Origin of the sequence: Klebsiella pasteurii (assembly GCF_018139045.1) — a bacterium.
Taxonomy (GTDB): domain Bacteria; phylum Pseudomonadota; class Gammaproteobacteria; order Enterobacterales; family Enterobacteriaceae; genus Klebsiella; species Klebsiella grimontii.
In genome coordinates, this window is record NZ_CP073236.1 from 5,711,769 (window position 1) to 5,734,250 (window position 22,482).

Here is a 22,482-nt window from a genome sequence, read left to right on the forward strand (position 1 = left end):
ACGGAGGCAAAAGTGCAGCGAGCGCGTTGTTATTTGTTAGGTGAAACGGCAGTGGTACTGGAGCTTGAGCCGCCGGTATCGCTGGAAAGTCAGAAGCGGATCTGGCGGTTAGCCCAGCGTCTGGTAGGCCATACTGAGGTGGTGGAAGCCATCCCGGGCATGAACAACATTACCGTGATATTGCGTAATCCGCAGCAGACGGCGTGGGATGCGATTGAACGCCTGCAGCTCTGGTGGGAGGAGTGCGATACGCTCGAACCGGAGTCGCGGCAGGTTTCGGTCCCGGTGGTTTATGGCGGCGAATACGGACCGGATCTGGGGGAAGTTGCCCGCCATAGCGGCTTGAGCGAGAAGCAGGTGGTTGAGCTGCATTCGTCGGTGGAGTACGTGGTGTGGTTCCTCGGCTTCCAGCCGGGCTTCCCATATTTCGGCGGCCTGCCGGAGCAGCTGGCGATGCCGAGACGGGCGGAGCCGCGCCTGCTGGTGCCCGCAGGGTCCGTCGGTATCGGCGGGGCGCAAACCGGAATTTATCCGCTGGCGACGCCCGGTGGGTGGCAGTTGCTGGGGCGTACACCGCTGGCGCTGTTTGATCCGAAGCGCAAGGAGCCGGTGTTGCTGCGTTCCGGCGACCGGGTGCGTTTTGTGCCGCAAAAGGAGGGCGTATGTTAAAAATTATCCGCGCCGGAATGTATACCTCGGTGCAGGACGGTGGGCGTGAAGGGTTGCGTCAACTGGGCATCAGCCGCTGCGGCGCTATGGATAAGCCGGCGCTGGTCACCGCTAATCTGCTGGTGGGGAACGGCGCCAACGCCGCGGCGCTGGAGATAACGCTGGGCCAGGTGGATATTCAGTTTGAGCGTAACGGCTGGTTTGCGCTGACCGGCGCCGCCTGCGAGGCGAAGCTCGATGGCGAGCCGGTATGGGTGGGCTGGCGAACGGCGGTCAAGGCCGGGCAGCATCTGGTGCTCAAGAATCCCCAGCACGGCGTGCGCAGCTACCTGGCGGTGGCGGGGGGAATTGCGGTACCGAAGGTGCTGGGTTCGCGCAGCACTGACCTGAAAGTGGGGATTGGCGGCCTGGAAGGGCGACGCCTACAGGACGGCGACCGGTTGAAGCTGGGGAAATCGGATAAGCAGTTCCGCGGGCCGCGCGGCGTGAAGCAGCTGCCCATCGGCAACCGCATCCGCGCGCTGCCCGGGCCGGAGTACCAGGAGTTCGATAGCGTGTCGCAGGACGCCTTCTGGCGCTCGCCTTGGCAGCTTAGCCCGCAGAGCAATCGCATGGGCTACCGCCTGCAGGGGCAACCGCTGAAGCGAACGACCGATCGCGAGATGCTGTCCCACGGTCTGCTGCCCGGGGTGGTGCAGGTTCCGCATAACGGCCAGCCCATCGTACTGATGAACGACGCGCAGACCACCGGCGGCTATCCGCGGATTGCGACCATCATCGAAGCCGACATGTATCAGTTGGCGCAGATCCCGCTGGGACAACCGATCCACTTTGTTCCCTGTTCCCTAGAGGAAGCGCTGAAAGCGCGCGCCGACAGGCAACGTTACTTTGAACAACTGGCATGGAGACTTAACGATGAAGATTGATTTAAACGCCGATCTCGGCGAAGGCTGCGCCAACGATAGCGCGCTGCTGCAGCTGGTCTCTTCCGCCAATATCGCCTGCGGTTTCCATGCGGGCGATGCGCTGATGATGCTGCAGTGCGTTCGCGAAGCGCTGAAATATGGCGTCGCGGTTGGCGCGCACCCCAGCTTTCCCGACCGGGAAAATTTCGGCCGTACGGCGATGCAGCTGCCGCCGGAGACGGTTTATGCGCAAACGCTGTATCAGGTTGGCGCGCTGGCGGCGATGGTGCGCGCGCAGGGCGGCGAGCTGCGGCACGTCAAGCCGCACGGTATGTTGTATAACCAGGCGGCAAAAGATCCGCAGCTTGCCGACGCTATCGCCAAAGCGGTATATGACGTTGACGCGGGTCTGGTGCTGGTTGGCCTGGCGGGCAGCGAGCTGATTCGCGCCGGGCAACGTTATCAGCTGACAACTCGTCAGGAGGTCTTCGCCGACCGCGGTTATCTGGCGGACGGCAGCCTGGTGCCGCGCACCCAGGCTGGCGCGCTGATCGAAAGCGAAGAACAGTCGTTGGCGCAAACTCTGGAAATGGTGCAGCACAGCCGGGTGCGCAGTATCACCGGCGAATGGGCGCACGTAGTGGCGGAAACCGTCTGCCTGCACGGTGACGGCGAGCACGCGCTGGATTTTGCACGCCGTCTGCGCGCGGCGTTTGCCGGACGCAATATACAGGTCAGTGCGGAAGTAGAAGAATAAAAACAATATTATCAATCAATTAACATTAGACAACAACTCACAACAACATACAGGATGTAATTATGGGAGAGTCATTATCTCTCTGGCCACTGATCGGTATTGCCGCGATCGTGGTCGGATTTGTTCTGCGTTTCAACCCGGTGCTGGTGGTTATTGTCTCCGGGATCATCACGGGTCTGACGGCGCATATGCCGATCGCGACCATTCTGGAGAAGCTGGGCGAAGGATTTCTCAATACCCGCAACCTGCCGTTTATTCTTCTGCTGCCGCTGGCGGTGATTGGCCTGCTGGAGCGGCACGGCCTGAAAGAGCGCGCGCAGACGTGGATCGCGAAGATCCGCAGCGCCACCGCCGGTCGTTTGCTTATCGTCTATCTGTTCGTGCGTGAAGTAACCGCGGCGATGGGCCTCACCAGCCTGGGCGGACATCCGCAAATGGTGCGCCCGCTACTGGCGCCGATGGCGGAAGGGGCGGCGGAGAAAAACTTTGGCGCCTTGCCTGGAGAGGTCCGCTATCGTCTACGCGCGATGTCGGCGGCGACCGATAACGTTGGCCTGTTCTTCGGGGAAGATATATTCGTTGCCTTCGGGGCGATTATCTTTATGCATAACTTTATGCTGGAGTCGGGGGGCATTCAGACTGAGCCGCTGCATATTGCCCTGTGGGGGATACCCACGGCGGTATGCGCCTTCCTGATCCACTCCGCCCGCCTGTGGCGCCTCGACCGTCATCTCCAGCGCGAGCTGGACAAGGTTAACGCCGGTCAGGCGAAAGGCGGTGCAGCATGAATTTTCAGCAAACCTGGCTGTACTGGCTGGCGGGCGTTGTCCTACTGTTGGTAGCAGTGATGTCATGGCGCGATAAGGCCAATCCGCGCAGGCTGACAACCGGCCTGTTCTGGGGACTGTATGGTCTGGTGTTTCTGTTTGGCGACTGGACCTATGAGCTGGTTGGCGACAAGCGCACCGTCAATATCGGCGTTGGCGTGGTGGTGGTGGTACTGGCACTGATCGCCGGTTTTGGCGGCGTGCGTCTCGGCCGCTATCATCAGCGCTCGCAGGAAGAACGTACCGCCAGCGCCGCGCGTCTTGGCAACCGGCTGTTTTTCCCGGCGCTGGCGATACCGGTGGTGACGGTGATCGGCGTGCTGCTGTTTAATAATCTCCCCTCGCTGCAGGTCGCTATCTTTGGTCCGGGCAATCACGCCACGCTGATCACGCTGTTTTCAATGACCGCAGGTACGCTGCTCGGCCTGGTGATGGCTATCCGCATGACCCATGAAACCGCGGCGCAGCCGTTGCAGGAAGCTCGTCGCCTGCTGGATTCAGTGGGCTGGGCGTTTATTTTGCCGCAGATCCTCGCGGTGCTCGGGCTGCTGTTTACCGCCGCGGGCGTCGGCAATAGCATCTCCTGGCTGACCCAGCACTATCTGGCGGTAGACAGCCGATTTATCGCCGTGGCCGTCTATACCCTGGGTATGGCGCTGCTGACGATGGTGATGGGCAACGCTTTCGCCGCGTTTCCCATCGTGACGGCGGGTGTCGGGATCCCGATTCTGGTGCTGCAGCACGGCGGTAACCCGGCGGTGATGGCGGCAATTGGCATGTTCTCAGGCTACTGCGGGACCCTGATGACCCCAATGGCGGCGAACTTCAATATCGTCCCGGCCGCGCTGCTGGAGCTGCCGGATAAAAATGCGGTGATCAAAGCCCAGGTGCCGACCGGCGTTATGCTGCTTATCGTGAACGTATTTTTGCTCTATTTCCTGATGTTCCTGTAAGGAGGGATCATGGCTGGCGTACTGATTACCGGTTTTGAACCGTTTGGCGGCGAAGCGGTTAACCCTTCGTGGGAAGTGGTAAAGCGGCTGGACGGCGCTATCATCGCCGGGCAGCCGGTGGTGGCGCGGCAGCTGCCGTGCGTCTTTGGCGAAGCCCTGACGGCGCTGAACGCCGCGCTGGAGGAGCTGAAACCTGTCTTAACGCTGGCGATTGGCCAGGCGGGCGGTCGCGTCGATATCACCGTTGAACGCGTGGCGATCAACGTCGATGATGCGCGGATCCCGGACAATAAAGGCCAGCAGCCGATCGATGTGCCGATCGTTGCCGGAGGCCCGGCGGCGTACTTTAGCACGCTGCCGATCAAAGCGATCGTGACCGCCCTGCGGAGCAAAGGTATCCCGGCGTCGGTATCGCAGACGGCGGGAACGTTTGTCTGTAATCACGTGATGTATGGCCTGCTGCATAGCCTGCGTAACGGCAGCGGCGCGAAGGGCGGCTTTATCCATATTCCGTATTTGCCGGAGCAGGCTGCGGCTCACCCTGGCGAAGCGAGTATGGCGGTAGACACGGTGCGTGCGGCGCTGGAAACGGCTATCGCCGTTGCCCTGCAGCAGGACGGAGACGTGAAAGTCGGCGGCGGCGCAACGCATTAACATAAGGATAAGATTATGCCGGAAGGTCCGGAAATTCGCCGCGCGGCGGATAGCCTGGAAGCGGCGATTAAAGGCGAACCCCTAACCGGGGCGTGGTTCGCCTTTCCGCAGTTACAACATTATCAATCTCAGTTGGTCGGCCAGCGAGTGACGCACATTGAAACTCGCGGTAAGGCGCTGCTGACCCACTTCTCCGGCGGGCTAACGCTGTATAGCCACAATCAACTTTACGGCGTCTGGCGGGTGGTGGACGCGGGGTCGCAGCCTGAAACGACGCGCGTTCTCCGCGTTAGGCTGCAGACCGCGCGCAAGGCGATTTTGCTCTATAGCGCCTCTGAGATTGAGATGCTGACGCCCGAGCAGCTCGCCCGCCATCCGTTTTTGCTGCGGGTCGGGCCGGATGTACTTGATATGCGCCTTAGCGTTGAACAGGTCAAAGCGCGGCTGCTGACGGCGAAATTCCGTAACCGCCAGTTCTCCGGTCTGCTGCTGGATCAGGCGTTTCTTGCCGGATTAGGCAACTATCTGCGGGTGGAGATCCTCTGGCAGGTGGGGCTGACCGGGCGGCATAAAGCCTCTGAACTGGATGAGAAACAGCTCGATGCGCTGGCGCAGGCGCTGCTGGAGATCCCGCGCTTGTCCTACAACACCCGCGGTGTGGTGGAGGAGAATAAGCACCACGGCGCGCTGTTTCGCTTTAAGGTTTTTCATCGCGAAGGGGAGGCCTGCGAGCGCTGCGGCGGAATTATCGAGAGGACCATGCTGTCGTCGCGGCCGTTTTACTGGTGTCCGGGATGTCAGCAATAAAAAAACGCGCCAGAAGGCGCGTTTTTTGTCGTAGCGATAGCCGACCTAGCGGGCGATATCGTTTTTGAAATCGCGCTTTTCGTAGCCGGTATACAGCTGACGCGGACGGGCGATTTTCATGCCGTCGCTGTGCATTTCGTTCCAGTGCGCAATCCAGCCCACGGTACGCGCCATCGCGAAGATAACGGTAAACATGGAGGATGGGATGCCCATCGCTTTGAGGATGATACCGGAGTAGAAATCGACGTTAGGGTAAAGTTTCTTCTCAATGAAGTACGGGTCGTTAAGCGCGATGTGCTCAAGCTCCATAGCCACTTCCAGCAGATCGTCTTTGGTGCCCAGCTCTTTCAGCACTTCATGGCAGGTTTCACGCATAACGGTGGCGCGCGGGTCGTAGTTTTTGTACACCCGGTGGCCAAAGCCCATCAGGCGGAAAGAGTCGTTTTTGTCTTTCGCGCGACGGACGAATTCCGGAATGTGTTCAACGGAGCTGATCTCTTCGAGCATCTTCAGCGCCGCTTCGTTGGCGCCGCCGTGCGCCGGTCCCCACAGGGAGGCAATGCCCGCTGCGATGCAGGCAAACGGGTTCGCGCCGGAAGAGCCGGCGGTACGCACGGTGGAGGTCGAAGCGTTTTGTTCGTGGTCGGCGTGCAGGATCAGGATACGGTCCATCGCGCGTTCCAGAATCGGGTTCACTTCATATTTTTCACACGGCGTGGAGAACATCATATTCAGGAAGTTACCCGCGTAGGAGAGGTCGTTGCGCGGATAAACGAAAGGCTGACCGATAGAATATTTGTAACACATTGCCGCCATCGTCGGCATCTTGGAGAGCAGGCGGAATGCGGCGATATCGCGATGGCGTGGGTTATTCACATCCAGCGAATCGTGATAGAACGCGGCCAGCGCGCCGGTGATACCGCACATAACGGCCATCGGATGTGAATCGCGGCGGAACGCGTGGAACAGACGGGTAATCTGTTCGTGAATCATAGTGTGGCGAGTAACGATTGTTTTGAATTCGTCGTACTGGGCCTGAGTCGGCTTCTCACCGTTCAGCAGGATGTAGCATACTTCCAGATAGTTGGAGTCGGTTGCTAACTGATCGATCGGAAAACCGCGGTGCAGCAGGATACCTTCATCACCGTCGATAAAGGTGATTTTAGATTCGCAGGATGCGGTTGAGGTGAAACCAGGGTCAAAAGTAAATACGCCTTTTGAACCAAGACTACGAATATCAATAACATCCTGACCGAGCGTGCCCTTTAGCACATCCAGTTCGATAGCAGTATCACCACCCAGGGTGATTTTTGCTTTAGCATCAGACATTTATGGTCTCCTTAGCGCCTTTATTGCTTAAGACTGCCGGGTGGTGGATTTGCATTCGGCCCGTAGCAGATGACGTTACCAGTTTGTTATGTTGCACATCGCTCTGCGTCGCGAAAAGGGCAGGGTACAGAGCAAGGGCGCTTGATGGTACGTCTTCAGCCTACGATGAAACAACAGCAAATCAGCGTTTTAGCAGCCCGAATATTATAAAACTATATACCACTAATAACTGTCCTGATTACATCGGTCAATACTCTCTCACTGTTGCATAACTTATTCTCAGGTAAAAGAGTGACCCCATAACTTTTGCGTATTATTGCATTTATCTGGTAATGGTTGTAACAATAATGTTTAATATTTGTCAAATCAGATGATTAAAAATTAAAAATATGTTGTTATCGTGACATTGATCACTGTTCGGGAGAAAACCCGACAAACTATATGTAGGTTAATTGTAATGATTTTGTGAACGGCCTATACTGCCGCCAGGTCTCCGGAACACCCTGCAATCCCGAGCCACCCAGCGTTATTTTGTCACGCTTTAACTCCTGGAAAGGCGTTTTAACATGACTTTTAGTTATAGATAAGGACGCTGTCTGACCCGCAAGCAGACCGGAGGAAGGAAACAATAAGAACAGCATGTGGGCGTTATTCATGGTAAGAAATGTGAAAAAACAAAGACCTGTCAATCTGGATCTGCAAACGATCCGGTTCCCAATCACGGCGATAGCGTCCATTCTCCATCGCGTATCCGGAGTGATCACCTTCGTGGCGGTCGGGATTCTGCTTTGGCTGCTGGGCACCAGCCTTTCCTCTCCCGAAGGTTTTCTCACTGCGGCATCCATTATGGATAGCTTCTTTGTGAAGTTCATCATGTGGGGCATCCTGACCGCGCTGGCGTATCACGCGGTAGTCGGTATCCGCCACCTGCTGATGGATTTTGGCTATCTTGAAGAAACCCTCGAAGTAGGGACACGCTCCGCCAAAATTTCTTTTGTTATTACTGTCGTGCTTTCACTTCTCGCAGGAGTCCTCGTATGGTAAGCAACGCCTCAGCACTAGGACGCAACGGCGTACATGACTTTATTCTGGTCCGCGCTACCGCTATCGTTCTGACCCTCTACATCATCTATATGGTGGGCTTCTTTGCCACCACCGGTGAAATTTCATGGGAAGTCTGGACGGGCTTTTTCTCCTCCGCGTTCACTAAAGTCTTCACCCTGCTGGCTCTCGTTTCCATTCTGATCCACGCCTGGATTGGGATGTGGCAGGTGTTAACGGACTACGTTAAACCACTGGCTGTACGCTTAATTCTGCAACTGCTGATCGTTGTTGCGCTGGTGGCTTACGTTCTTTATGGATTTGTTGTGGTGTGGGGTGTGTAATGAAATTGCCTGTCAGAGAATTTGATGCAGTTGTGATCGGTGCCGGTGGCGCAGGTATGCGCGCGGCGCTGCAGATTTCCCAGAGCGGCCAGACCTGTGCGCTGCTCTCCAAAGTTTTCCCGACCCGTTCCCATACCGTTTCCGCGCAGGGCGGTATCACCGTCGCGCTCGGTAATACCCATGAAGATAACTGGGAATGGCATATGTACGACACCGTTAAGGGGTCGGACTACATTGGCGATCAGGACGCCATCGAATATATGTGTAAAACCGGCCCGGAAGCGATTCTGGAGCTGGACCATATGGGGCTGCCGTTCTCCCGTCTCGAAAATGGCACGATTTATCAGCGTCCGTTCGGCGGCCAGTCGAAAAACTTCGGCGGCGAGCAGGCGGCACGTACCGCTGCGGCGGCTGACCGTACCGGTCACGCCCTGCTGCACACCCTTTATCAGCAGAACCTGAAAAACCATACCACTATTTTCTCCGAGTGGTACGCGCTGGATCTGGTGAAAAACGCCGATGGCGCGGTGGTCGGTTGTACCGCTCTGTGTATCGAAACGGGTGAAGTGGTTTACTTTAAAGCCCGCGCCACCGTGCTGGCGACCGGCGGCGCAGGCCGTATTTACCAGTCCACCACCAATGCTCATATCAATACCGGCGACGGCGTGGGTATGGCGATCCGTGCCGGCGTTCCGGTGCAGGATATGGAAATGTGGCAGTTCCACCCGACCGGTATCGCCGGCGCGGGCGTTCTGGTGACAGAAGGCTGCCGCGGCGAAGGCGGCTATCTGCTGAATAAACACGGCGAGCGCTTTATGGAGCGTTATGCGCCGAATGCGAAAGACCTGGCGGGTCGTGACGTGGTGGCGCGTTCCATCATGATCGAAATCCGTGAAGGTCGCGGCTGCGACGGTCCTTGGGGCCCGCACGCCAAGCTGAAGCTTGACCATCTGGGTAAAGAGGTTCTCGAATCCCGTCTGCCGGGTATTCTGGAACTCTCTCGTACCTTTGCTCACGTCGACCCGGTGAAAGAGCCGATTCCGGTTATCCCGACTTGCCACTATATGATGGGCGGTATTCCGACCAAAGTGAGTGGCCAGGCGCTGACCGTCAACGAGCAGGGCGAAGACGTGGTGATTCCGGGGCTGTTCGCGGTAGGCGAAATCGCCTGCGTATCGGTACACGGCGCGAACCGTCTGGGCGGCAACTCGCTGCTTGACCTGGTGGTCTTTGGTCGCGCGGTGGGTCTGCACCTGCAAGAATCTATCGCCGAGCAGGGCGTACTGCGCGACGCGACGGATGACGAGATCGACGCTTCGCTGGAACGTCTGAACCGCTGGAACGGCAACCGCAATGGTGAAGATCCGGTCGAAATCCGCAAAGCGCTGCAAGAGTGTATGCAGCATAACTTCTCGGTATTCCGCGAAGGGGACGCGATGGCGAAGGGCCTTGAGCAGCTGAAAGCGATCCGCGAGCGTCTGAAAAACGCTCGTCTGGATGATACTTCCAGCGAGTTCAACACCCAGCGCGTTGAGTGTCTGGAGCTGGATAACCTGATGGAAACCGCTTACGCCACTGCAATGTCTGCGAACTATCGTACCGAAAGCCGCGGCGCGCATAGCCGTTTCGACTTCCCGGATCGTGATGATGAAAACTGGCTGTGCCATTCCCTGTATCTGCCAGAGTCGGAATCCATGACGCGTCGTAGCGTCAATATGGAACCGAAGCTGCGTCCGGCATTCCCGCCGAAGATTCGTACTTATTAATGCGGAGACAGGAATATGAAACTCGAGTTTTCAGTTTATCGTTATAACCCGGACGTAGACGATGCTCCGCGCATGCAGGACTACACCCTCGAAGCGGAAGAAGGTCGTGACATGATGCTGCTGGATGCGTTAATCCAGCTGAAAGAGAAAGATCCGTCGCTGTCGTTCCGCCGCTCCTGCCGTGAAGGGGTATGTGGTTCTGACGGTCTTAACATGAACGGGAAAAATGGTCTGGCGTGCATCACGCCGATCTCCGCGCTGAATCAGCCGGGCAAGAAAATTGTTATCCGTCCGCTGCCAGGATTACCGGTTATCCGTGATTTGGTGGTAGACATGGGGCAATTCTATGCACAATATGAGAAGATTAAGCCTTACTTGTTGAATAATGGGCAAAATCCTCCGGCTCGCGAGCATCTGCAGTCGCCAGAGCAGCGTGAGAAACTCGATGGTCTGTACGAGTGTATTCTCTGCGCATGTTGTTCAACGTCTTGCCCGTCGTTCTGGTGGAACCCGGACAAGTTTATCGGCCCGGCAGGCCTGCTGGCCGCGTATCGCTTCCTGATCGACAGCCGCGATACCGAAACCAGCGAGCGCCTCGAAGGGCTGAGCGATGCTTTCAGCGTATTCCGCTGTCACAGCATTATGAACTGCGTCAGTGTGTGTCCTAAGGGGCTGAACCCGACGCGCGCCATCGGCCATATTAAGTCGATGCTGCTGCAGCGCAGTGCATAAGTAACCCGGTCTGTCCCGGATGGCGCTAGCGCTTATCCGGGCTACCAAAAGCAGTAGCCCCGGCAGCGTTCGCGCCGCCGGGAAATGAATACCCTAAATAATTCGAGTTACAGGACAAAACGGCTAGCCGTTTTGAACAGCGTTTGCGCTGGCCCCGTAGGGGCGAGGCCGAAGGCCGAGTCACGCGGCGACGCCGCGAATCCCCAGGAGCTTACTCAAGTAAGTGACTGGGGTGAGTGAGGAAAGCCAACGCACATGTAACTTGAAGTATGAAGGGGATGGCAGGAAATCTTTAAAAACCGCCAAATATGTACCAGTAATCAAGGCGTTCAGAGCGAGGTAAGGCGGCAACTGAACGCATCCCCGGGAGCATAGTGAACTATGTGACCGGGGTAAGTGAAGGCAGCTAACGCAACCGCAGCCTGAACGCCGAAGATTAATGGCAGTTTTTAAAGGTTCCTTAGCGGACGAAACCACAACTCATCCGCAACAAGTGAACCCCGGCACGTACAACTTCTGTGCGTGGTAGTTTCTACGGCGAAATAAGCATATAAATGCTTAAGGGATCACGATGCAGAACGGCGCAATGAAAGCCTGGCTGGACTCTTCTTACCTCTCTGGTTCGAACCAGAGCTGGATAGAACAGCTCTATGAAGACTTCTTAACCGATCCTGACTCTGTTGACGCCAACTGGCGTTCTATGTTCCAGCAGTTACCTGGCACCGGAGTCAAACCGGATCAATTTCATTCCAAAACGCGTGATTATTTCCGCCGCCTGGCGAAGGATGCCTCGCGTTACACTTCTTCGATTTCCGACCCTGACACCAATGTGAAGCAGGTTAAAGTCCTGCAGCTCATCAACGCATACCGCTTCCGCGGTCACCAGCATGCGAATCTCGATCCGCTGGGACTTTGGCAGCAAGAGAGAGTGGCGGATCTCGATCCGGCTTACCACGATCTGACCGAGGCCGATTTCCAGGAGATCTATAACGTAGGCTCTTTTGCCATCGGTAAAGACACGATGAAGCTGGGCGATCTGATCTCCGCCCTGAAGCAGACCTATTGCGGCTCCATTGGCGCGGAATATATGCACATTACCTCTACCGAAGAAAAACGCTGGATCCAGCAGCGTATCGAGTCGGTAGCGGGCAAAGCGAGCTTTAGCGCCGAAGAGAAAAAGCGCTTCCTCAGCGAGCTGACCGCGGCGGAAGGCCTGGAGCGCTACCTCGGCGCGAAATTCCCGGGCGCTAAACGCTTCTCGCTGGAAGGCGGCGATGCGCTGATCCCGATGCTCAAAGAGATTATCCGCCACGCGGGTAAGAGCGGCACCCGCGAAGTGGTGCTGGGCATGGCGCACCGCGGTCGTCTGAACGTACTGGTCAACGTGCTGGGTAAAAAACCGCAGGACCTGTTCGACGAATTCGCCGGAAAACATAAAGAGCACCTCGGTACCGGTGACGTGAAGTACCACATGGGCTTCTCGTCCGATATGGAAACCGAAGGCGGTCTGGTGCACCTGGCGCTGGCGTTTAACCCGTCGCACCTGGAAATCGTCAGCCCGGTGGTTATCGGCTCCGTACGCGCGCGTCTCGATCGTCTTGACGAACCGAGCAGCAACAAAGTGTTGCCGATCACTATTCACGGCGACGCCGCGGTTACCGGCCAGGGCGTGGTTCAGGAAACCCTGAACATGTCCAAAGCGCGTGGTTACGAAGTGGGCGGTACCGTACGCATCGTTATCAACAACCAGGTTGGCTTCACTACCTCCAACCCGCTGGATGCGCGTTCTACCCCGTACTGCACCGACATCGGTAAAATGGTTCAGTCGCCGATTTTCCACGTCAACGCCGATGACCCGGAAGCCGTGGCTTTCGTGACCCGCCTGGCGCTGGATTTCCGTAATACCTTCAAACGCGATGTCTTCATCGACCTGGTGTGCTACCGCCGTCACGGCCACAACGAAGCCGACGAGCCGAGCGCGACCCAGCCGCTGATGTACCAGAAAATCAAAAAGCATCCGACCCCGCGCAAAATCTACGCTGACAAGCTGGAAGCCGACAAAGTCGCGACGCTGGAAGACGCTACCGAGCAGGTGAACCTCTACCGCGACGCGCTGGATGCCGGCGAATGTGTGGTGCAGGAGTGGCGTCCGATGAACATGCACTCCTTTACCTGGTCCCCGTACCTTAACCACGAGTGGGATGAGAGCTACCCGGACAAAGTTGAACCTAAGCGTCTGCAGGAGCTGGCGAAACGCATCAGTACGGTGCCGGAAGCCGTTGAGATGCAGTCGCGCGTCGCGAAAATCTACGGCGATCGTCAGGCAATGGCCGCCGGTGAGAAGCTGTTCGATTGGGGCGGCGCGGAAAACCTCGCCTACGCTACGCTGGTAGATGAAGGCATTTCGGTGCGTTTGTCCGGCGAAGACTCCGGGCGCGGGACCTTCTTCCACCGCCATGCGGTGATCCATAACCAGAAAAATGGTTCAACCTATACGCCGCTGCAGCACGTCCACAACGGCCAGGGCCATTTCAAAGTCTGGGACTCCGTACTGTCGGAAGAGGCGGTACTGGCGTTTGAATACGGCTACGCTACCGCGGAACCGCGCACCCTGACCATCTGGGAAGCGCAGTTCGGCGACTTCGCTAACGGCGCGCAGGTGGTTATCGACCAGTTCATCAGCTCCGGCGAGCAGAAGTGGGGCCGTATGTGCGGTCTGGTGATGCTGCTGCCGCACGGCTATGAAGGTCAGGGGCCGGAGCACTCCTCCGCGCGTCTGGAACGCTACCTGCAGCTCTGCGCCGAGCAGAACATGCAGGTTTGCGTACCGTCCACGCCAGCGCAGGTTTACCATATGCTGCGTCGTCAGGCGCTGCGCGGTATGCGTCGCCCGCTGATCGTGATGTCGCCGAAATCGCTGCTGCGTCACCCGCTGGCGGTGTCGAGCATGGACGAACTGGCTAACGGCACCTTCCAGCCGGCAATCGGTGAAATCGACGATCTCGACCCGAAAGCCGTGAAGCGTGTTGTGCTGTGCTCTGGTAAGGTTTACTACGACCTGCTGGAACAGCGCCGCAAGAAAGAGCAAAAAGATGTCGCTATCGTTCGTATAGAGCAGCTCTACCCGTTCCCGCACCAGGCGGTACAGGAAGCGCTGAAACCGTATGCGCACGTGCATGATTTTGTCTGGTGCCAGGAAGAACCGCTCAACCAGGGCGCGTGGTACTGCAGCCAGCATCACTTCCGTGAAGTGATTCCGTTTGGGGCCTCTCTGCGTTATGCAGGCCGCCCGGCCTCCGCCTCTCCGGCGGTAGGATACCTGTCCGTTCACCAGAAACAGCAACAAGATCTGGTCAATGACGCGCTGAACGTCGATTAATTAAAGGATACATAATGAGTAGCGTAGATATTCTGGTTCCCGACCTGCCTGAGTCCGTAGCTGACGCAACGGTTGCCACCTGGCATAAAAAACCGGGCGATGCGGTTGTTCGTGACGAAGTGCTGGTAGAAATCGAAACTGACAAAGTGGTACTGGAAGTACCGGCTTCAGCGGATGGCATTCTGGACGCGGTCATTGAAGACGAAGGCGCCACCGTGCTTTCTCGTCAGATCCTCGGCCGCCTGCGTGAAGGCAACAGTGCGGGCAAAGAGTCCGGCGCGAAAGCCGATGCCAAAGAGTCTACTCCGGCCCAGCGCCAGCAGGCTTCTCTGGAAGAACAGAACAACGATGCGCTGAGCCCGGCGATTCGCCGTCTGCTCGCGGAACATAGCCTCGACGCGGCGGCCATTAAAGGCACCGGCGTTGGCGGCCGCCTGACCCGCGAAGACGTAGAGAAACATCTGGCGAACGCTCCGGCAAAAGCTCCAGCCCCGGCGGCGGCCCCCGCTGCTGCTGCTCCGGCTCCGCAGCTGGGCCACCGTTCTGAAAAACGCGTGCCGATGACTCGTCTGCGCAAACGCGTTGCCGAGCGTCTGCTGGAAGCGAAAAACTCTACCGCCATGCTGACCACCTTCAACGAAGTCAACATGAAGCCGATTATGGATCTGCGTAAGCAGTATGGTGACGCGTTTGAAAAACGTCACGGTATCCGTCTGGGCTTTATGTCCTTCTACGTGAAGGCGGTGGTTGAAGCGCTGAAACGCTATCCGGAAGTGAACGCCTCTATCGATGGCGATGACGTGGTGTACCACAACTATTTTGACGTCAGCATGGCGGTCTCCACGCCGCGCGGCCTGGTGACCCCGGTTCTGCGCGATGTCGACCTGCTGGGCATGGCGGATATTGAGAAGAAAATTAAAGAGCTGGCCGTAAAAGGCCGCGACGGCAAGCTGACCGTAGACGACCTGACCGGCGGTAACTTCACCATTACCAACGGCGGCGTATTCGGTTCTCTGATGTCCACGCCGATCATCAACCCGCCGCAGAGCGCGATTCTCGGTATGCATGCCATTAAAGATCGTCCGATGGCGGTGAATGGTAAGGTCGAAATTCTGCCGATGATGTACCTGGCGCTCTCCTACGACCATCGTCTGATCGACGGACGTGAATCGGTAGGCTATCTTGTCGCGATTAAAGAGCTGCTGGAAGACCCTACTCGTCTGCTGCTGGACGTGTAGTCAGCAAGAGTATTACCTACCGTAGGCCGGATAACACGCGCTAGCGCCGTTATCAGGCCTACAGGTTTATAATTATTCCCTGAAGGATGGACTGAACACATGAACTTACATGAATATCAGGCAAAACAACTCTTTGCCCGCTATGGCTTACCGGCGCCGGTGGGTTATGCCTGTACTACTCCGCGTGAAGCAGAAGAAGCCGCTTCAAAAATCGGCGCGGGTCCGTGGGTAGTGAAATGTCAGGTTCACGCTGGTGGCCGCGGCAAAGCGGGCGGTGTGAAAGTAGTTAAGAGCAAAGAAGACATTCGCGCATTTGCTGAACACTGGCTGGGCAAACGCCTGGTGACCTACCAGACAGACGCAAACGGCCAGCCGGTTAACCAGATCCTGGTGGAAGCGGCGACCGATATCGATAAAGAGCTGTACCTCGGCGCGGTCGTTGACCGTAGCTCCCGTCGTGTGGTCTTCATGGCCTCTACCGAAGGCGGCGTGGAAATCGAAAAAGTGGCGGAAGAGACCCCGCACCTGATCCACAAAATCGCCATCGATCCGCTGGCGGGTCCGATGCCTTACCAGGGCCGTGAACTGGCGTTCAAACTGGGTCTGGAAGGAAAACAGGTTCAGCAGTTCACCAAAATCTTTATGGGTCTGGCGACCATTTTCCTTGAGCGCGACCTGGCGCTGATCGAAATCAACCCGCTGGTGATCACCAGGCAGGGCGACCTGATTTGCCTCGATGGTAAACTGGGCGCTGACGGCAACGCGCTGTTCCGCCAGCCGGATCTGCGCGAAATGCGCGATCAGTCTCAGGAAGATCCGCGTGAAGCTCAGGCGGCGCAGTGGGAACTGAACTACGTCGCGCTGGACGGCAACATCGGTTGCATGGTGAACGGCGCGGGCCTGGCGATGGGCACCATGGACATCGTTAAGCTGCACGGCGGCGAACCGGCTAACTTCCTTGACGTTGGCGGCGGCGCTACCAAAGAGCGCGTCACCGAAGCGTTCAAAATCATCCTCTCTGATGACAACGTAAAAGCGGTTCTGGTTAACATCTTCGGCGGTATCGTACGCTGCGACCTGATTGCCGACGGCATCATCGGCGCGGTAGCCGAAGTGGGCGTTAATGTCCCGGTAGTGGTTCGTCTGGAAGGTAACAACGCCGAACTGGGCGCGAAGAAACTGGCTGACAGCGGCCTGAATATTATTGCAGCGAAAAGTCTGACGGATGCAGCTCAGCAGGTTGTTGCCGCAGTGGAGGGGAAATAATGTCCGTTTTAATTAATAAAGATACCAAGGTTATCTGCCAGGGCTTCACTGGTAGCCAGGGTACATTCCACTCTGAACAAGCCATTGCTTACGGTACGCAAATGGTTGGCGGCGTAACGCCGGGCAAAGGCGGTACCACTCATCTGGGCCTGCCGGTGTTCAACACCGTGCGCGAAGCGGTAGAAGCGACCGGTGCAACCGCATCCGTGATCTACGTTCCGGCGCCGTTCTGCAAAGACTCCATCCTGGAAGCTATCGATGCGGGCATTAAACTGATTATCACCATCACCGAAGGTATCCCGACGCTGGATATGCTGACCGTGAAGGTGAAGCTGGACGAAGCGGGCGTGCGCATGATCGGGCCGAACTGCCCGGGCGTGATCACCCCAGGCGAATGCAAAATCGGCATCATGCCGGGCCACATTCACCAGCCGGGTAAAGTGGGCATCGTTTCCCGCTCCGGTACCCTGACCTATGAAGCGGTTAAGCAGACCACCGACTACGGCTTCGGCCAGTCCACCTGCGTGGGCATCGGCGGCGACCCGATCCCGGGATCTAACTTCATCGATATCCTGAAGCTGTTCCAGGAAGACCCGCAGACCGAAGCGATTGTGATGATCGGTGAGATCGGCGGTAGCGCGGAAGAAGAAGCGGCCGCTTATATCAAAGATCACGTGACCAAACCGGTTGTCGGCTACATTGCCGGTGTGACCGCGCCGAAAGGCAAACGTATGGGTCACGCGGGCGCCATCATCGCGGGCGGCAAAGGCACTGCGGACGAGAAATTCGCGGCGCTGGAAGCCGCAGGCGTGAAGACCGTTCGCAGCCTGGCCGATATCGGCGAAGCGCTGAAAACCGTAATTAAGTAATAAGTAAAAAAACAGCCCTGACTTTCTGCATGGTTAAGGGCTGGTCCAATTTCGACATGGTTGGCCATCTGATGATGGCCTTTTTTTTTGCCCGTAACTCAGCTTTCCGCCAGTGCTTTCAGCCAACGAATTCCGCTTTCTGGCGAGGTCAAGACCGGTACCGGCGGAGTGGGTAGCTGCTGTAATACCCGGGCCATTGAGGCCTGTGCCAGCATGACCACATCCGCCTGGCTAAACGCGGTTTTTAGCCCGTCGGCGACAATCCGGTCATGGGTATCCATCTCTCCCGCCAGCAGCGCGTGAAAGGCCTCTTCCATTAATATGGGGGTAACGGCGCGCGGCTTACCGCTCTCCTGTATTTTGCGCTGGACGTAATCCAACGTCGGCTTTAGCGTGGTCGCTACGGTTGCCAGCACGGCGATACGCTCACCTTTTTCAATCGCTTCTTTGACCATCGCGCTGTCAATACGGGCGAGCTGGAGCGGCGTCAGAAACTGGCACTGTTCCACCGCCGTGCCAATAGAAGAGCAGGCGGTAATAAAAATATCGCAGTCCGCTTTTTCGGCAATATGCACGTAGTCGGCGATGCGGGCGGCAATATTCGGCGTTACCCCTCCGGCCTTCATGACCTGCTTGATCATGGATTCTTCCACCAGATGCATGACTTCCACTTCCGGCATGATATCGGCAATCAGCTGCTGCATCATCGCGAGCGTCGCTGAACTGGTGTGCAACATAGCGATCTTTTTCATTGGGTAATCTCCTCGAGCAAATTTTCCGCGACGGCCAGCGCCGCGTCGTGATCTTCCTGTGCCGATAGGCCGCCTACCGCGACGGCGCCGAGACATTTCCCGTCGTACAGAAGCGGGATCCCGCCGGGCAGGGCGGTAAAACGCGGATCGGCAAAGTAACTGATGTCCAGCTGCTCTTTTTGCAGGCGCTGTAAAAATGCCAGGGTGGTACAGCCGAGGCGACTGCTGGTACGCGCCTTGCGCTGAGTAAGTTCAATGGTTAACAATTTGGCATTGTCCATGCGTGCGAAGCTGAGCAGTTCCCCGCTGGCGTCGCACACCGCTACGCTTAGCGGGCGCTTTGTATAGCAGGAGTCAGCGAGGTCAAGCGCGAACGCTACGGCGCGTAAAGCCTGCTTCAGAGTGAGAGTCGTCATGGTGATTATCCTTTTGAAAGATGTTCAGAAACGGATTGAGCGGGATTTTTCGCGGCGGCCTGCGCCTGTCGGGCGTCCTTTTTGCGCCAGTAGTTCGCCAGCAGCGAGCCGCTGACGTTGCCAAGCGGAGTCATCACCGCGGAAGCAAGGCCCACCGTTGCCAGCTTGCCCATCGCGGCGGCAAGCCCCGATGCCATTCCGCCGTTTTGCAGTCCGACTTCAAAGGCCACGGTACGGGCGGACTGTACGTCCATGCGGAAGATCCAGCGACTCATCAGATAGCCAATCAGGAAACCGCCGAGGTTATGCATCAGCATGGCGAAACAGAGCAGGAAGCCGACCTGCACCAGGTTGTCGCGTCCCGCGGCGGCGGCGGTGGTCGTGAAGAAAATAATCCCTATCATCGAGATGGTCGGCATGATTTTCTTAATACCCTCAACGCGACCGTACAGCCAGTTGTAAAACAGCGCCCAGACGAGACCGCCAGCCACGAAGTTGACAACCACGGCGTACATTTGCGCTTCGGCGCCGGCGCTGGCGAACAGCGTGTTCCAGCCTCCGAAGCTCATATACAGCAGCCACAGGGCGCCGAGTCCGGCCAGTCCTTGCACAATACGACGGCCGCGTATGCTGGCGTAGGTTTTCAGGTAATCGTGTAAGATCGCCGCGCCGATAGGAATGAGCACGATTTTCACCACGTCCATCACCATTGCGGTCAGCTGAATGTCGATCATCGAGCCCGCCAGCAGGTTAACCCACAGCGGCGTCATCACCGTGGCCGCCAGGGTTGAAACCGCCGCTATCGATACCGCCAGCGCCAGGTTAGCGTTGGCGATGTAAACCATCACCGTCGAAGAGAGACCGCTGGGACACGCGCCAATCAGCAGGATGCCCACCGCGACTTCCGGCGGAAAGTTGAAGACCAGGGTAATGGTCAGGCCGAGCAGGGGCATAATGACAAAATGGCAGAAGGTACCGATAAACACCGCCCACGGCATTTTGGCGACATCGATAAAATCCTGGATCGTCAGCTTGGTGCCCATGCTGAACATGGTGGCCTGGATGACCAGGAAAACAATCCATTTATGGGTGATGTTAAAGCCGCCCCAGACGATCAGATCCGTAGACCAGGTCATCGCGGCAACGAAACCGGCGATGATCCACAAGGTAAACTGATAACTGCGTAACCCCGGCCAGTATCCTGCTCCCGCCGCAAAACCGGCGGTGAACATTACCAGCCCAGGCTGCCAGATCGCGGGTGAATGCATCAACGCACCTATCGCCGCCAGGGCGGCGCCGGCGATGCTGACGCCGAGACCGGTTTTGTGAATAACAGTGGTCATAGTCATAGCGAAATGTCCTTTCTGTTGTTATTGCTGCCGGGGTGGAATAGATAACATTTGCCGCGCAATATCGGGCGTGGCGACTTTCTTATCCATGCTGCGAATCAGGGTGGCGAGTTTGGCGACCTGCTGATAGTTATTGTGGGCTTTTTCTTCCGCGCTTAAATAATAGCTATCCTCAAAGCCAATTCGAACCTCGCTGGCGCCCATAGCGACCGCGGCAGCGATAATATCGAAATTCTTTCTGCCAAAATGCGTTATTCCCCATAAGGCCTCGCGGGGGAGCATACTGCGCATGGCAATTAATGCATCAACCGTGGCGGGGGTACTGCCGCGATGCCCCAGTACAATATTAAACAGCATCGGTGTTTTGAATTTAATATTTTCCTGCAGAGCAAGGATGTTATTAATCATGCCAATTTCGAAAACTTCAAACTCGGGAATAATGTTATGGGTGATGATTTGTTTTGCACAATATTCGACGTCCGGACCGGGATTAAAGTAAACGGCATCGCCAAGGTTGACGGAGCCGACGTTAAGCGATGCCATCTCCACACCTGAGCAGGCCAACGGCGCGCAGCGTTCGGCGATGGACAGCGAAGAGACGCCGCCGGTAGAGGCCTGAATTATCAGGTTTGAGTGGCGTATTACAGGGTCGATTGTGGCCTGAAAATCGACGGTGTCCGGCGTCAGACGCCCCTGCTTATCACGGACGTGCAGATGAACGATCGCCGCGCCATATTCCACGCTGGCGAGTATTTCCTGCGCCAGTTCTTCGGGTATGACTCGAGGGCAATCCGCGGCAACGGGTGCCAGCGAGATAATAACGGTATCCGACATGTTTTCCTCCGGTACAGAGAGATTAAAATTCCAGGTAAGGCGTTATCCAGCGTAATGATTCGGGGCCTGATGTTGACGGTTGATATTCACAACCAATCCAGCCCGCATAGTTCATTTTTTTAATAAAATCGAATAACCATGCTTCATTTAATTCGCCGGTCCCAGGTTCATGGCGATAAGGAACAGAAGCAATTTGAATATGTTTGATAAGCGTAAAATAGCGTTCAATATTTTTGGCGACGTTGCCGTGAATTTTCTGGCAGTGATAAATATCAAACTGTAAACCGATATTGTCCCTGGCAACCTGGTGAATGATTGTGGCGGCCAGCGGAAAGCTATCAATAAAATAGCCGGGCATATCCTGCGAGTTTAATGGTTCAATCAGCACATCTATTCCCGCGACAGCCAGCACATCGCAGGCGATACGCAGCCTGTTGCGCAAGAGCTCAAGCTGGGCCTGATGCGTCAGAGCGTCGCAGCGCAACCCCGCCATAACGTGAACCCGGCGGCAGCCCAGCGCCGTGGCATAATGACGAGCCAGCTCCAGACTGCGATGAAACTCCTCTTCGCGCCCGGGTAGCGCTGCCAGCCCGCGTTCACCCTGAGACCAGTTGCCTGCAGGAGCGTTCATCAGCACCAGCGGAAGAGACGTTTGCCGTTGCGCCGCCTGCAGCTGTTCTAGCGGGTGTTGCCAGAGAAACAGCCCTTCAATGCCGTGAAAACCGGCCGCTTTTGCCGCCTGGAAACGTGCCGCTATCGGTAAATCGGTAAATAGCCAGTCGAGGTTAGCCGCGAGCTTCAGCATGATGCTCTCCCTCCCGGCTATCTACCAGATGCAGCTTCACGCCCTGGCTGGCAATAGTATGTTGCGCATCTTCCGGTAGCCGGTTATCAGAAACAATATCGGTTAACTGCTCCAGCCCGCAGATATGGAACATGCCGTATTTCCCAAATTTGCTGCTATCGCAGACCAGTACCCGACGCCGGGAAACGGTGAGCACCGCCTCCTTGACCGAGGCTTTCCCTTCGCTCGGCGTTGACATTCCGCGTTCGGTATCCCACGAAGAGGAGCTCAGAAACGCCACGTCAATATTAATGGTGCGAAGAAAGCTGGCGGCGCTTTTGCCAATGCTTGAGCGGTTGCGCTGATCCACCAGGCCGCCGGTGTGATAGAGCGTGATATGCGGCATATCCATCAGGTAGTGGCTGATGGAAAAGTCGTTGGTGACGACCGTCAGGTTAAAACAGCGGCTGGCGGCCACCGCTTTCGCCACTTCAAACAACGAGGTGCCGGCATCGAGGTAGAGCGTTTGACCCGGCTCGATAAGCATCGCCGCCAGCTGGCCCATTTTGCGTTTTACATCATGATGCAACTCCGCTTTTTCCCGCCACGGCAACTCGGATTTAAGCAGGTTATTAAGCTTCACGCCGCCGTTAATGGCGATAACTTTGCCTTCTTCTTCCAGCAGCTGAATGTCGCGGCGTACCGTCATATGCGACACGCTCATCAACTCCGCCAGTTCATTGAAAGAGGCGGCGTTTTTTTCATGCACGTAGCGGTAAATAAAGTCGCGCCGTTGTTCCGGGATCATCAT

Annotated in this window: 23 protein-coding genes; 15 read left to right on the forward strand and 8 right to left on the reverse strand. The window is 56.9% G+C overall.

Features of this window, described 5'->3' with window-relative positions:
* The first annotated feature begins 12 nt into the window (after positions 1 to 12).
* From pxpB to nei, 7 genes are all read left to right on the forward strand, one after another.
* Complete coding sequence (pxpB, locus tag KCG39_RS26625) at positions 13 to 669, forward strand: 5-oxoprolinase subunit PxpB (RefSeq protein WP_004130512.1); 657 nt, start codon at positions 13 to 15, stop codon at positions 667 to 669.
* Positions 663 to 1,595, forward strand: coding sequence for a 5-oxoprolinase subunit PxpC (gene pxpC / locus KCG39_RS26630; RefSeq protein ID WP_049122802.1), 933 nt, complete (start codon positions 663 to 665; stop codon positions 1,593 to 1,595). The genes pxpB and pxpC overlap by 7 nt, the downstream gene beginning before the upstream one ends.
* Positions 1,585 to 2,331: a 5-oxoprolinase subunit PxpA gene (gene pxpA, locus KCG39_RS26635; RefSeq protein WP_004130514.1), complete on the forward strand. Its 747-nt coding sequence runs from the start codon at positions 1,585 to 1,587 to the stop codon at positions 2,329 to 2,331. The genes pxpC and pxpA overlap by 11 nt, the downstream gene beginning before the upstream one ends.
* Before the next feature lie 62 nt (positions 2,332 to 2,393).
* On the forward strand, positions 2,394 to 3,119 hold the full coding sequence (locus tag KCG39_RS26640; RefSeq protein ID WP_004130515.1) for a DUF969 domain-containing protein: 726 nt from the start codon (positions 2,394 to 2,396) through the stop codon (positions 3,117 to 3,119).
* On the forward strand, positions 3,116 to 4,111 hold the full coding sequence (locus KCG39_RS26645; RefSeq protein WP_004130517.1) for a DUF979 domain-containing protein: 996 nt from the start codon (positions 3,116 to 3,118) through the stop codon (positions 4,109 to 4,111). Before KCG39_RS26640 ends, KCG39_RS26645 begins: the two co-directional genes overlap by 4 nt.
* A gap of 9 nt (positions 4,112 to 4,120) precedes the next feature.
* Positions 4,121 to 4,765, forward strand: a complete 645-nt coding sequence (gene pcp / locus KCG39_RS26650) for a pyroglutamyl-peptidase I (RefSeq protein ID WP_004130519.1) — start codon at positions 4,121 to 4,123, stop codon at positions 4,763 to 4,765.
* 15 nt (positions 4,766 to 4,780) lie between these two features.
* Positions 4,781 to 5,572 carry an endonuclease VIII gene (gene nei / locus KCG39_RS26655; protein WP_049114984.1) on the forward strand — a complete coding sequence of 264 codons (792 nt, stop codon included), beginning with the start codon at positions 4,781 to 4,783 and terminating at the stop codon, positions 5,570 to 5,572.
* A gap of 45 nt (positions 5,573 to 5,617) precedes the next feature.
* On the opposite strand, the gene gltA is transcribed toward nei, so the two are convergent.
* The gene (gene gltA / locus KCG39_RS26660) at positions 5,618 to 6,901 is read right to left on the reverse strand and encodes a citrate synthase (protein ID WP_004100276.1); all 1,284 of its coding nucleotides are present in this window, start codon (positions 6,899 to 6,901) and stop codon (positions 5,618 to 5,620) included.
* A 212-nt stretch (positions 6,902 to 7,113) separates the two neighbouring features.
* A complete protein-coding gene (locus tag KCG39_RS28140) occupies positions 7,114 to 7,266 on the reverse strand; it encodes a hypothetical protein (protein WP_418268728.1) in 153 nt (50 codons plus the stop codon).
* 274 nt (positions 7,267 to 7,540) lie between these two features.
* Here KCG39_RS28140 and sdhC point away from each other — a divergent pair, with 274 nt between their 5' ends.
* The 8 genes from sdhC to sucD all read left to right on the forward strand — a co-directional run bounded on the left by sdhC (position 7,541) and on the right by sucD (position 17,536).
* Entirely contained in the window at positions 7,541 to 7,945 is a 405-nt protein-coding gene (sdhC, locus tag KCG39_RS26665) for a succinate dehydrogenase cytochrome b556 subunit (protein WP_004130523.1), read from the forward strand.
* Entirely contained in the window at positions 7,939 to 8,286 is a 348-nt protein-coding gene (gene sdhD / locus KCG39_RS26670) for a succinate dehydrogenase membrane anchor subunit (protein WP_004100278.1), read from the forward strand. The genes sdhC and sdhD overlap by 7 nt, the downstream gene beginning before the upstream one ends.
* Positions 8,286 to 10,052 (forward strand): succinate dehydrogenase flavoprotein subunit, encoded by a 1,767-nt coding sequence (sdhA, locus tag KCG39_RS26675; RefSeq protein WP_009651647.1) that lies wholly within the window; start codon positions 8,286 to 8,288, stop codon positions 10,050 to 10,052. The genes sdhD and sdhA overlap by 1 nt, the downstream gene beginning before the upstream one ends.
* Before the next feature lie 15 nt (positions 10,053 to 10,067).
* A complete protein-coding gene (gene sdhB, locus KCG39_RS26680; RefSeq protein ID WP_004130526.1) occupies positions 10,068 to 10,784 on the forward strand; it encodes a succinate dehydrogenase iron-sulfur subunit SdhB in 717 nt (238 codons plus the stop codon).
* A gap of 571 nt (positions 10,785 to 11,355) precedes the next feature.
* Complete coding sequence (gene sucA / locus KCG39_RS26685; protein WP_004130528.1) at positions 11,356 to 14,163, forward strand: 2-oxoglutarate dehydrogenase E1 component; 2,808 nt, start codon at positions 11,356 to 11,358, stop codon at positions 14,161 to 14,163.
* Positions 14,164 to 14,177: 14 nt separating this feature from the next.
* Positions 14,178 to 15,401 carry a 2-oxoglutarate dehydrogenase complex dihydrolipoyllysine-residue succinyltransferase gene (gene odhB / locus KCG39_RS26690; RefSeq protein WP_004130530.1) on the forward strand — a complete coding sequence of 408 codons (1,224 nt, stop codon included), beginning with the start codon at positions 14,178 to 14,180 and terminating at the stop codon, positions 15,399 to 15,401.
* A 99-nt stretch (positions 15,402 to 15,500) separates the two neighbouring features.
* Positions 15,501 to 16,667 carry an ADP-forming succinate--CoA ligase subunit beta gene (sucC, locus tag KCG39_RS26695; protein WP_004130532.1) on the forward strand — a complete coding sequence of 389 codons (1,167 nt, stop codon included), beginning with the start codon at positions 15,501 to 15,503 and terminating at the stop codon, positions 16,665 to 16,667.
* On the forward strand, positions 16,667 to 17,536 hold the full coding sequence (gene sucD, locus KCG39_RS26700) for a succinate--CoA ligase subunit alpha (RefSeq protein WP_004100288.1): 870 nt from the start codon (positions 16,667 to 16,669) through the stop codon (positions 17,534 to 17,536). Before sucC ends, sucD begins: the two co-directional genes overlap by 1 nt.
* Before the next feature lie 98 nt (positions 17,537 to 17,634).
* Here the strand turns inward: sucD and KCG39_RS26705 are convergent, their stop codons facing one another.
* Genes KCG39_RS26705 through KCG39_RS26730 form a run of 6 tightly spaced genes read right to left on the reverse strand, consistent with a single transcriptional unit; the run spans position 17,635 to position 22,482 of the window.
* Positions 17,635 to 18,288 (reverse strand): aspartate/glutamate racemase family protein, encoded by a 654-nt coding sequence (locus KCG39_RS26705; protein ID WP_004130535.1) that lies wholly within the window; start codon positions 18,286 to 18,288, stop codon positions 17,635 to 17,637.
* Complete coding sequence (locus tag KCG39_RS26710; protein WP_004130536.1) at positions 18,285 to 18,704, reverse strand: GlcG/HbpS family heme-binding protein; 420 nt, start codon at positions 18,702 to 18,704, stop codon at positions 18,285 to 18,287. Before KCG39_RS26710 ends, KCG39_RS26705 begins: the two co-directional genes overlap by 4 nt.
* A gap of 5 nt (positions 18,705 to 18,709) precedes the next feature.
* Positions 18,710 to 20,053 (reverse strand): bile acid:sodium symporter family protein, encoded by a 1,344-nt coding sequence (locus KCG39_RS26715; protein ID WP_142467797.1) that lies wholly within the window; start codon positions 20,051 to 20,053, stop codon positions 18,710 to 18,712.
* Between the two features lie 21 nt (positions 20,054 to 20,074).
* Positions 20,075 to 20,887 carry a beta-keto acid cleavage family enzyme gene (locus KCG39_RS26720; RefSeq protein ID WP_004130541.1) on the reverse strand — a complete coding sequence of 271 codons (813 nt, stop codon included), beginning with the start codon at positions 20,885 to 20,887 and terminating at the stop codon, positions 20,075 to 20,077.
* A 22-nt stretch (positions 20,888 to 20,909) separates the two neighbouring features.
* Complete coding sequence (locus tag KCG39_RS26725; RefSeq protein ID WP_087828660.1) at positions 20,910 to 21,692, reverse strand: hydroxypyruvate isomerase family protein; 783 nt, start codon at positions 21,690 to 21,692, stop codon at positions 20,910 to 20,912.
* Entirely contained in the window at positions 21,673 to 22,482 is an 810-nt protein-coding gene (locus KCG39_RS26730) for a DeoR/GlpR family DNA-binding transcription regulator (RefSeq protein WP_177447613.1), read from the reverse strand. The genes KCG39_RS26725 and KCG39_RS26730 overlap by 20 nt, the downstream gene beginning before the upstream one ends.

Excerpts from the sequence above, each read along its gene's own strand:
- sucC (WP_004130532.1), top strand. The coding sequence starts at position 15,501 with ATGAACTTACATGAATATCAGGCAAAACAACTCTTTGCCCGCTATGGC.
- nei (WP_049114984.1), top strand. The coding sequence starts at position 4,781 with ATGCCGGAAGGTCCGGAAATTCGCCGCGCGGCGGATAGCCTGGAAGCG.
- KCG39_RS26705 (WP_004130535.1), bottom strand. The coding sequence starts at position 18,288 with ATGAAAAAGATCGCTATGTTGCACACCAGTTCAGCGACGCTCGCGATG.
- sdhA (WP_009651647.1), top strand. The coding sequence starts at position 8,286 with ATGAAATTGCCTGTCAGAGAATTTGATGCAGTTGTGATCGGTGCCGGT.
- sdhB (WP_004130526.1), top strand. The coding sequence starts at position 10,068 with ATGAAACTCGAGTTTTCAGTTTATCGTTATAACCCGGACGTAGACGAT.
- KCG39_RS26725 (WP_087828660.1), bottom strand. The coding sequence starts at position 21,692 with ATGCTGAAGCTCGCGGCTAACCTCGACTGGCTATTTACCGATTTACCG.
- odhB (WP_004130530.1), top strand. The coding sequence starts at position 14,178 with ATGAGTAGCGTAGATATTCTGGTTCCCGACCTGCCTGAGTCCGTAGCT.
- KCG39_RS26645 (WP_004130517.1), top strand. The coding sequence starts at position 3,116 with ATGAATTTTCAGCAAACCTGGCTGTACTGGCTGGCGGGCGTTGTCCTA.
- sdhD (WP_004100278.1), top strand. The coding sequence starts at position 7,939 with ATGGTAAGCAACGCCTCAGCACTAGGACGCAACGGCGTACATGACTTT.
- KCG39_RS26715 (WP_142467797.1), bottom strand. The coding sequence starts at position 20,053 with ATGACTATGACCACTGTTATTCACAAAACCGGTCTCGGCGTCAGCATC.
- sucA (WP_004130528.1), top strand. The coding sequence starts at position 11,356 with ATGCAGAACGGCGCAATGAAAGCCTGGCTGGACTCTTCTTACCTCTCT.
- sdhC (WP_004130523.1), top strand. The coding sequence starts at position 7,541 with ATGTGGGCGTTATTCATGGTAAGAAATGTGAAAAAACAAAGACCTGTC.
- pxpC (WP_049122802.1), top strand. The coding sequence starts at position 663 with ATGTTAAAAATTATCCGCGCCGGAATGTATACCTCGGTGCAGGACGGT.
- gltA (WP_004100276.1), bottom strand. The coding sequence starts at position 6,901 with ATGTCTGATGCTAAAGCAAAAATCACCCTGGGTGGTGATACTGCTATC.
- KCG39_RS26710 (WP_004130536.1), bottom strand. The coding sequence starts at position 18,704 with ATGACGACTCTCACTCTGAAGCAGGCTTTACGCGCCGTAGCGTTCGCG.
- KCG39_RS26720 (WP_004130541.1), bottom strand. The coding sequence starts at position 20,887 with ATGTCGGATACCGTTATTATCTCGCTGGCACCCGTTGCCGCGGATTGC.
- pxpA (WP_004130514.1), top strand. The coding sequence starts at position 1,585 with ATGAAGATTGATTTAAACGCCGATCTCGGCGAAGGCTGCGCCAACGAT.
- KCG39_RS26640 (WP_004130515.1), top strand. The coding sequence starts at position 2,394 with ATGGGAGAGTCATTATCTCTCTGGCCACTGATCGGTATTGCCGCGATC.
- KCG39_RS26730 (WP_177447613.1), bottom strand. The coding sequence starts at position 22,482 with ATGATGATCCCGGAACAACGGCGCGACTTTATTTACCGCTACGTGCAT.
- sucD (WP_004100288.1), top strand. The coding sequence starts at position 16,667 with ATGTCCGTTTTAATTAATAAAGATACCAAGGTTATCTGCCAGGGCTTC.
- pcp (WP_004130519.1), top strand. The coding sequence starts at position 4,121 with ATGGCTGGCGTACTGATTACCGGTTTTGAACCGTTTGGCGGCGAAGCG.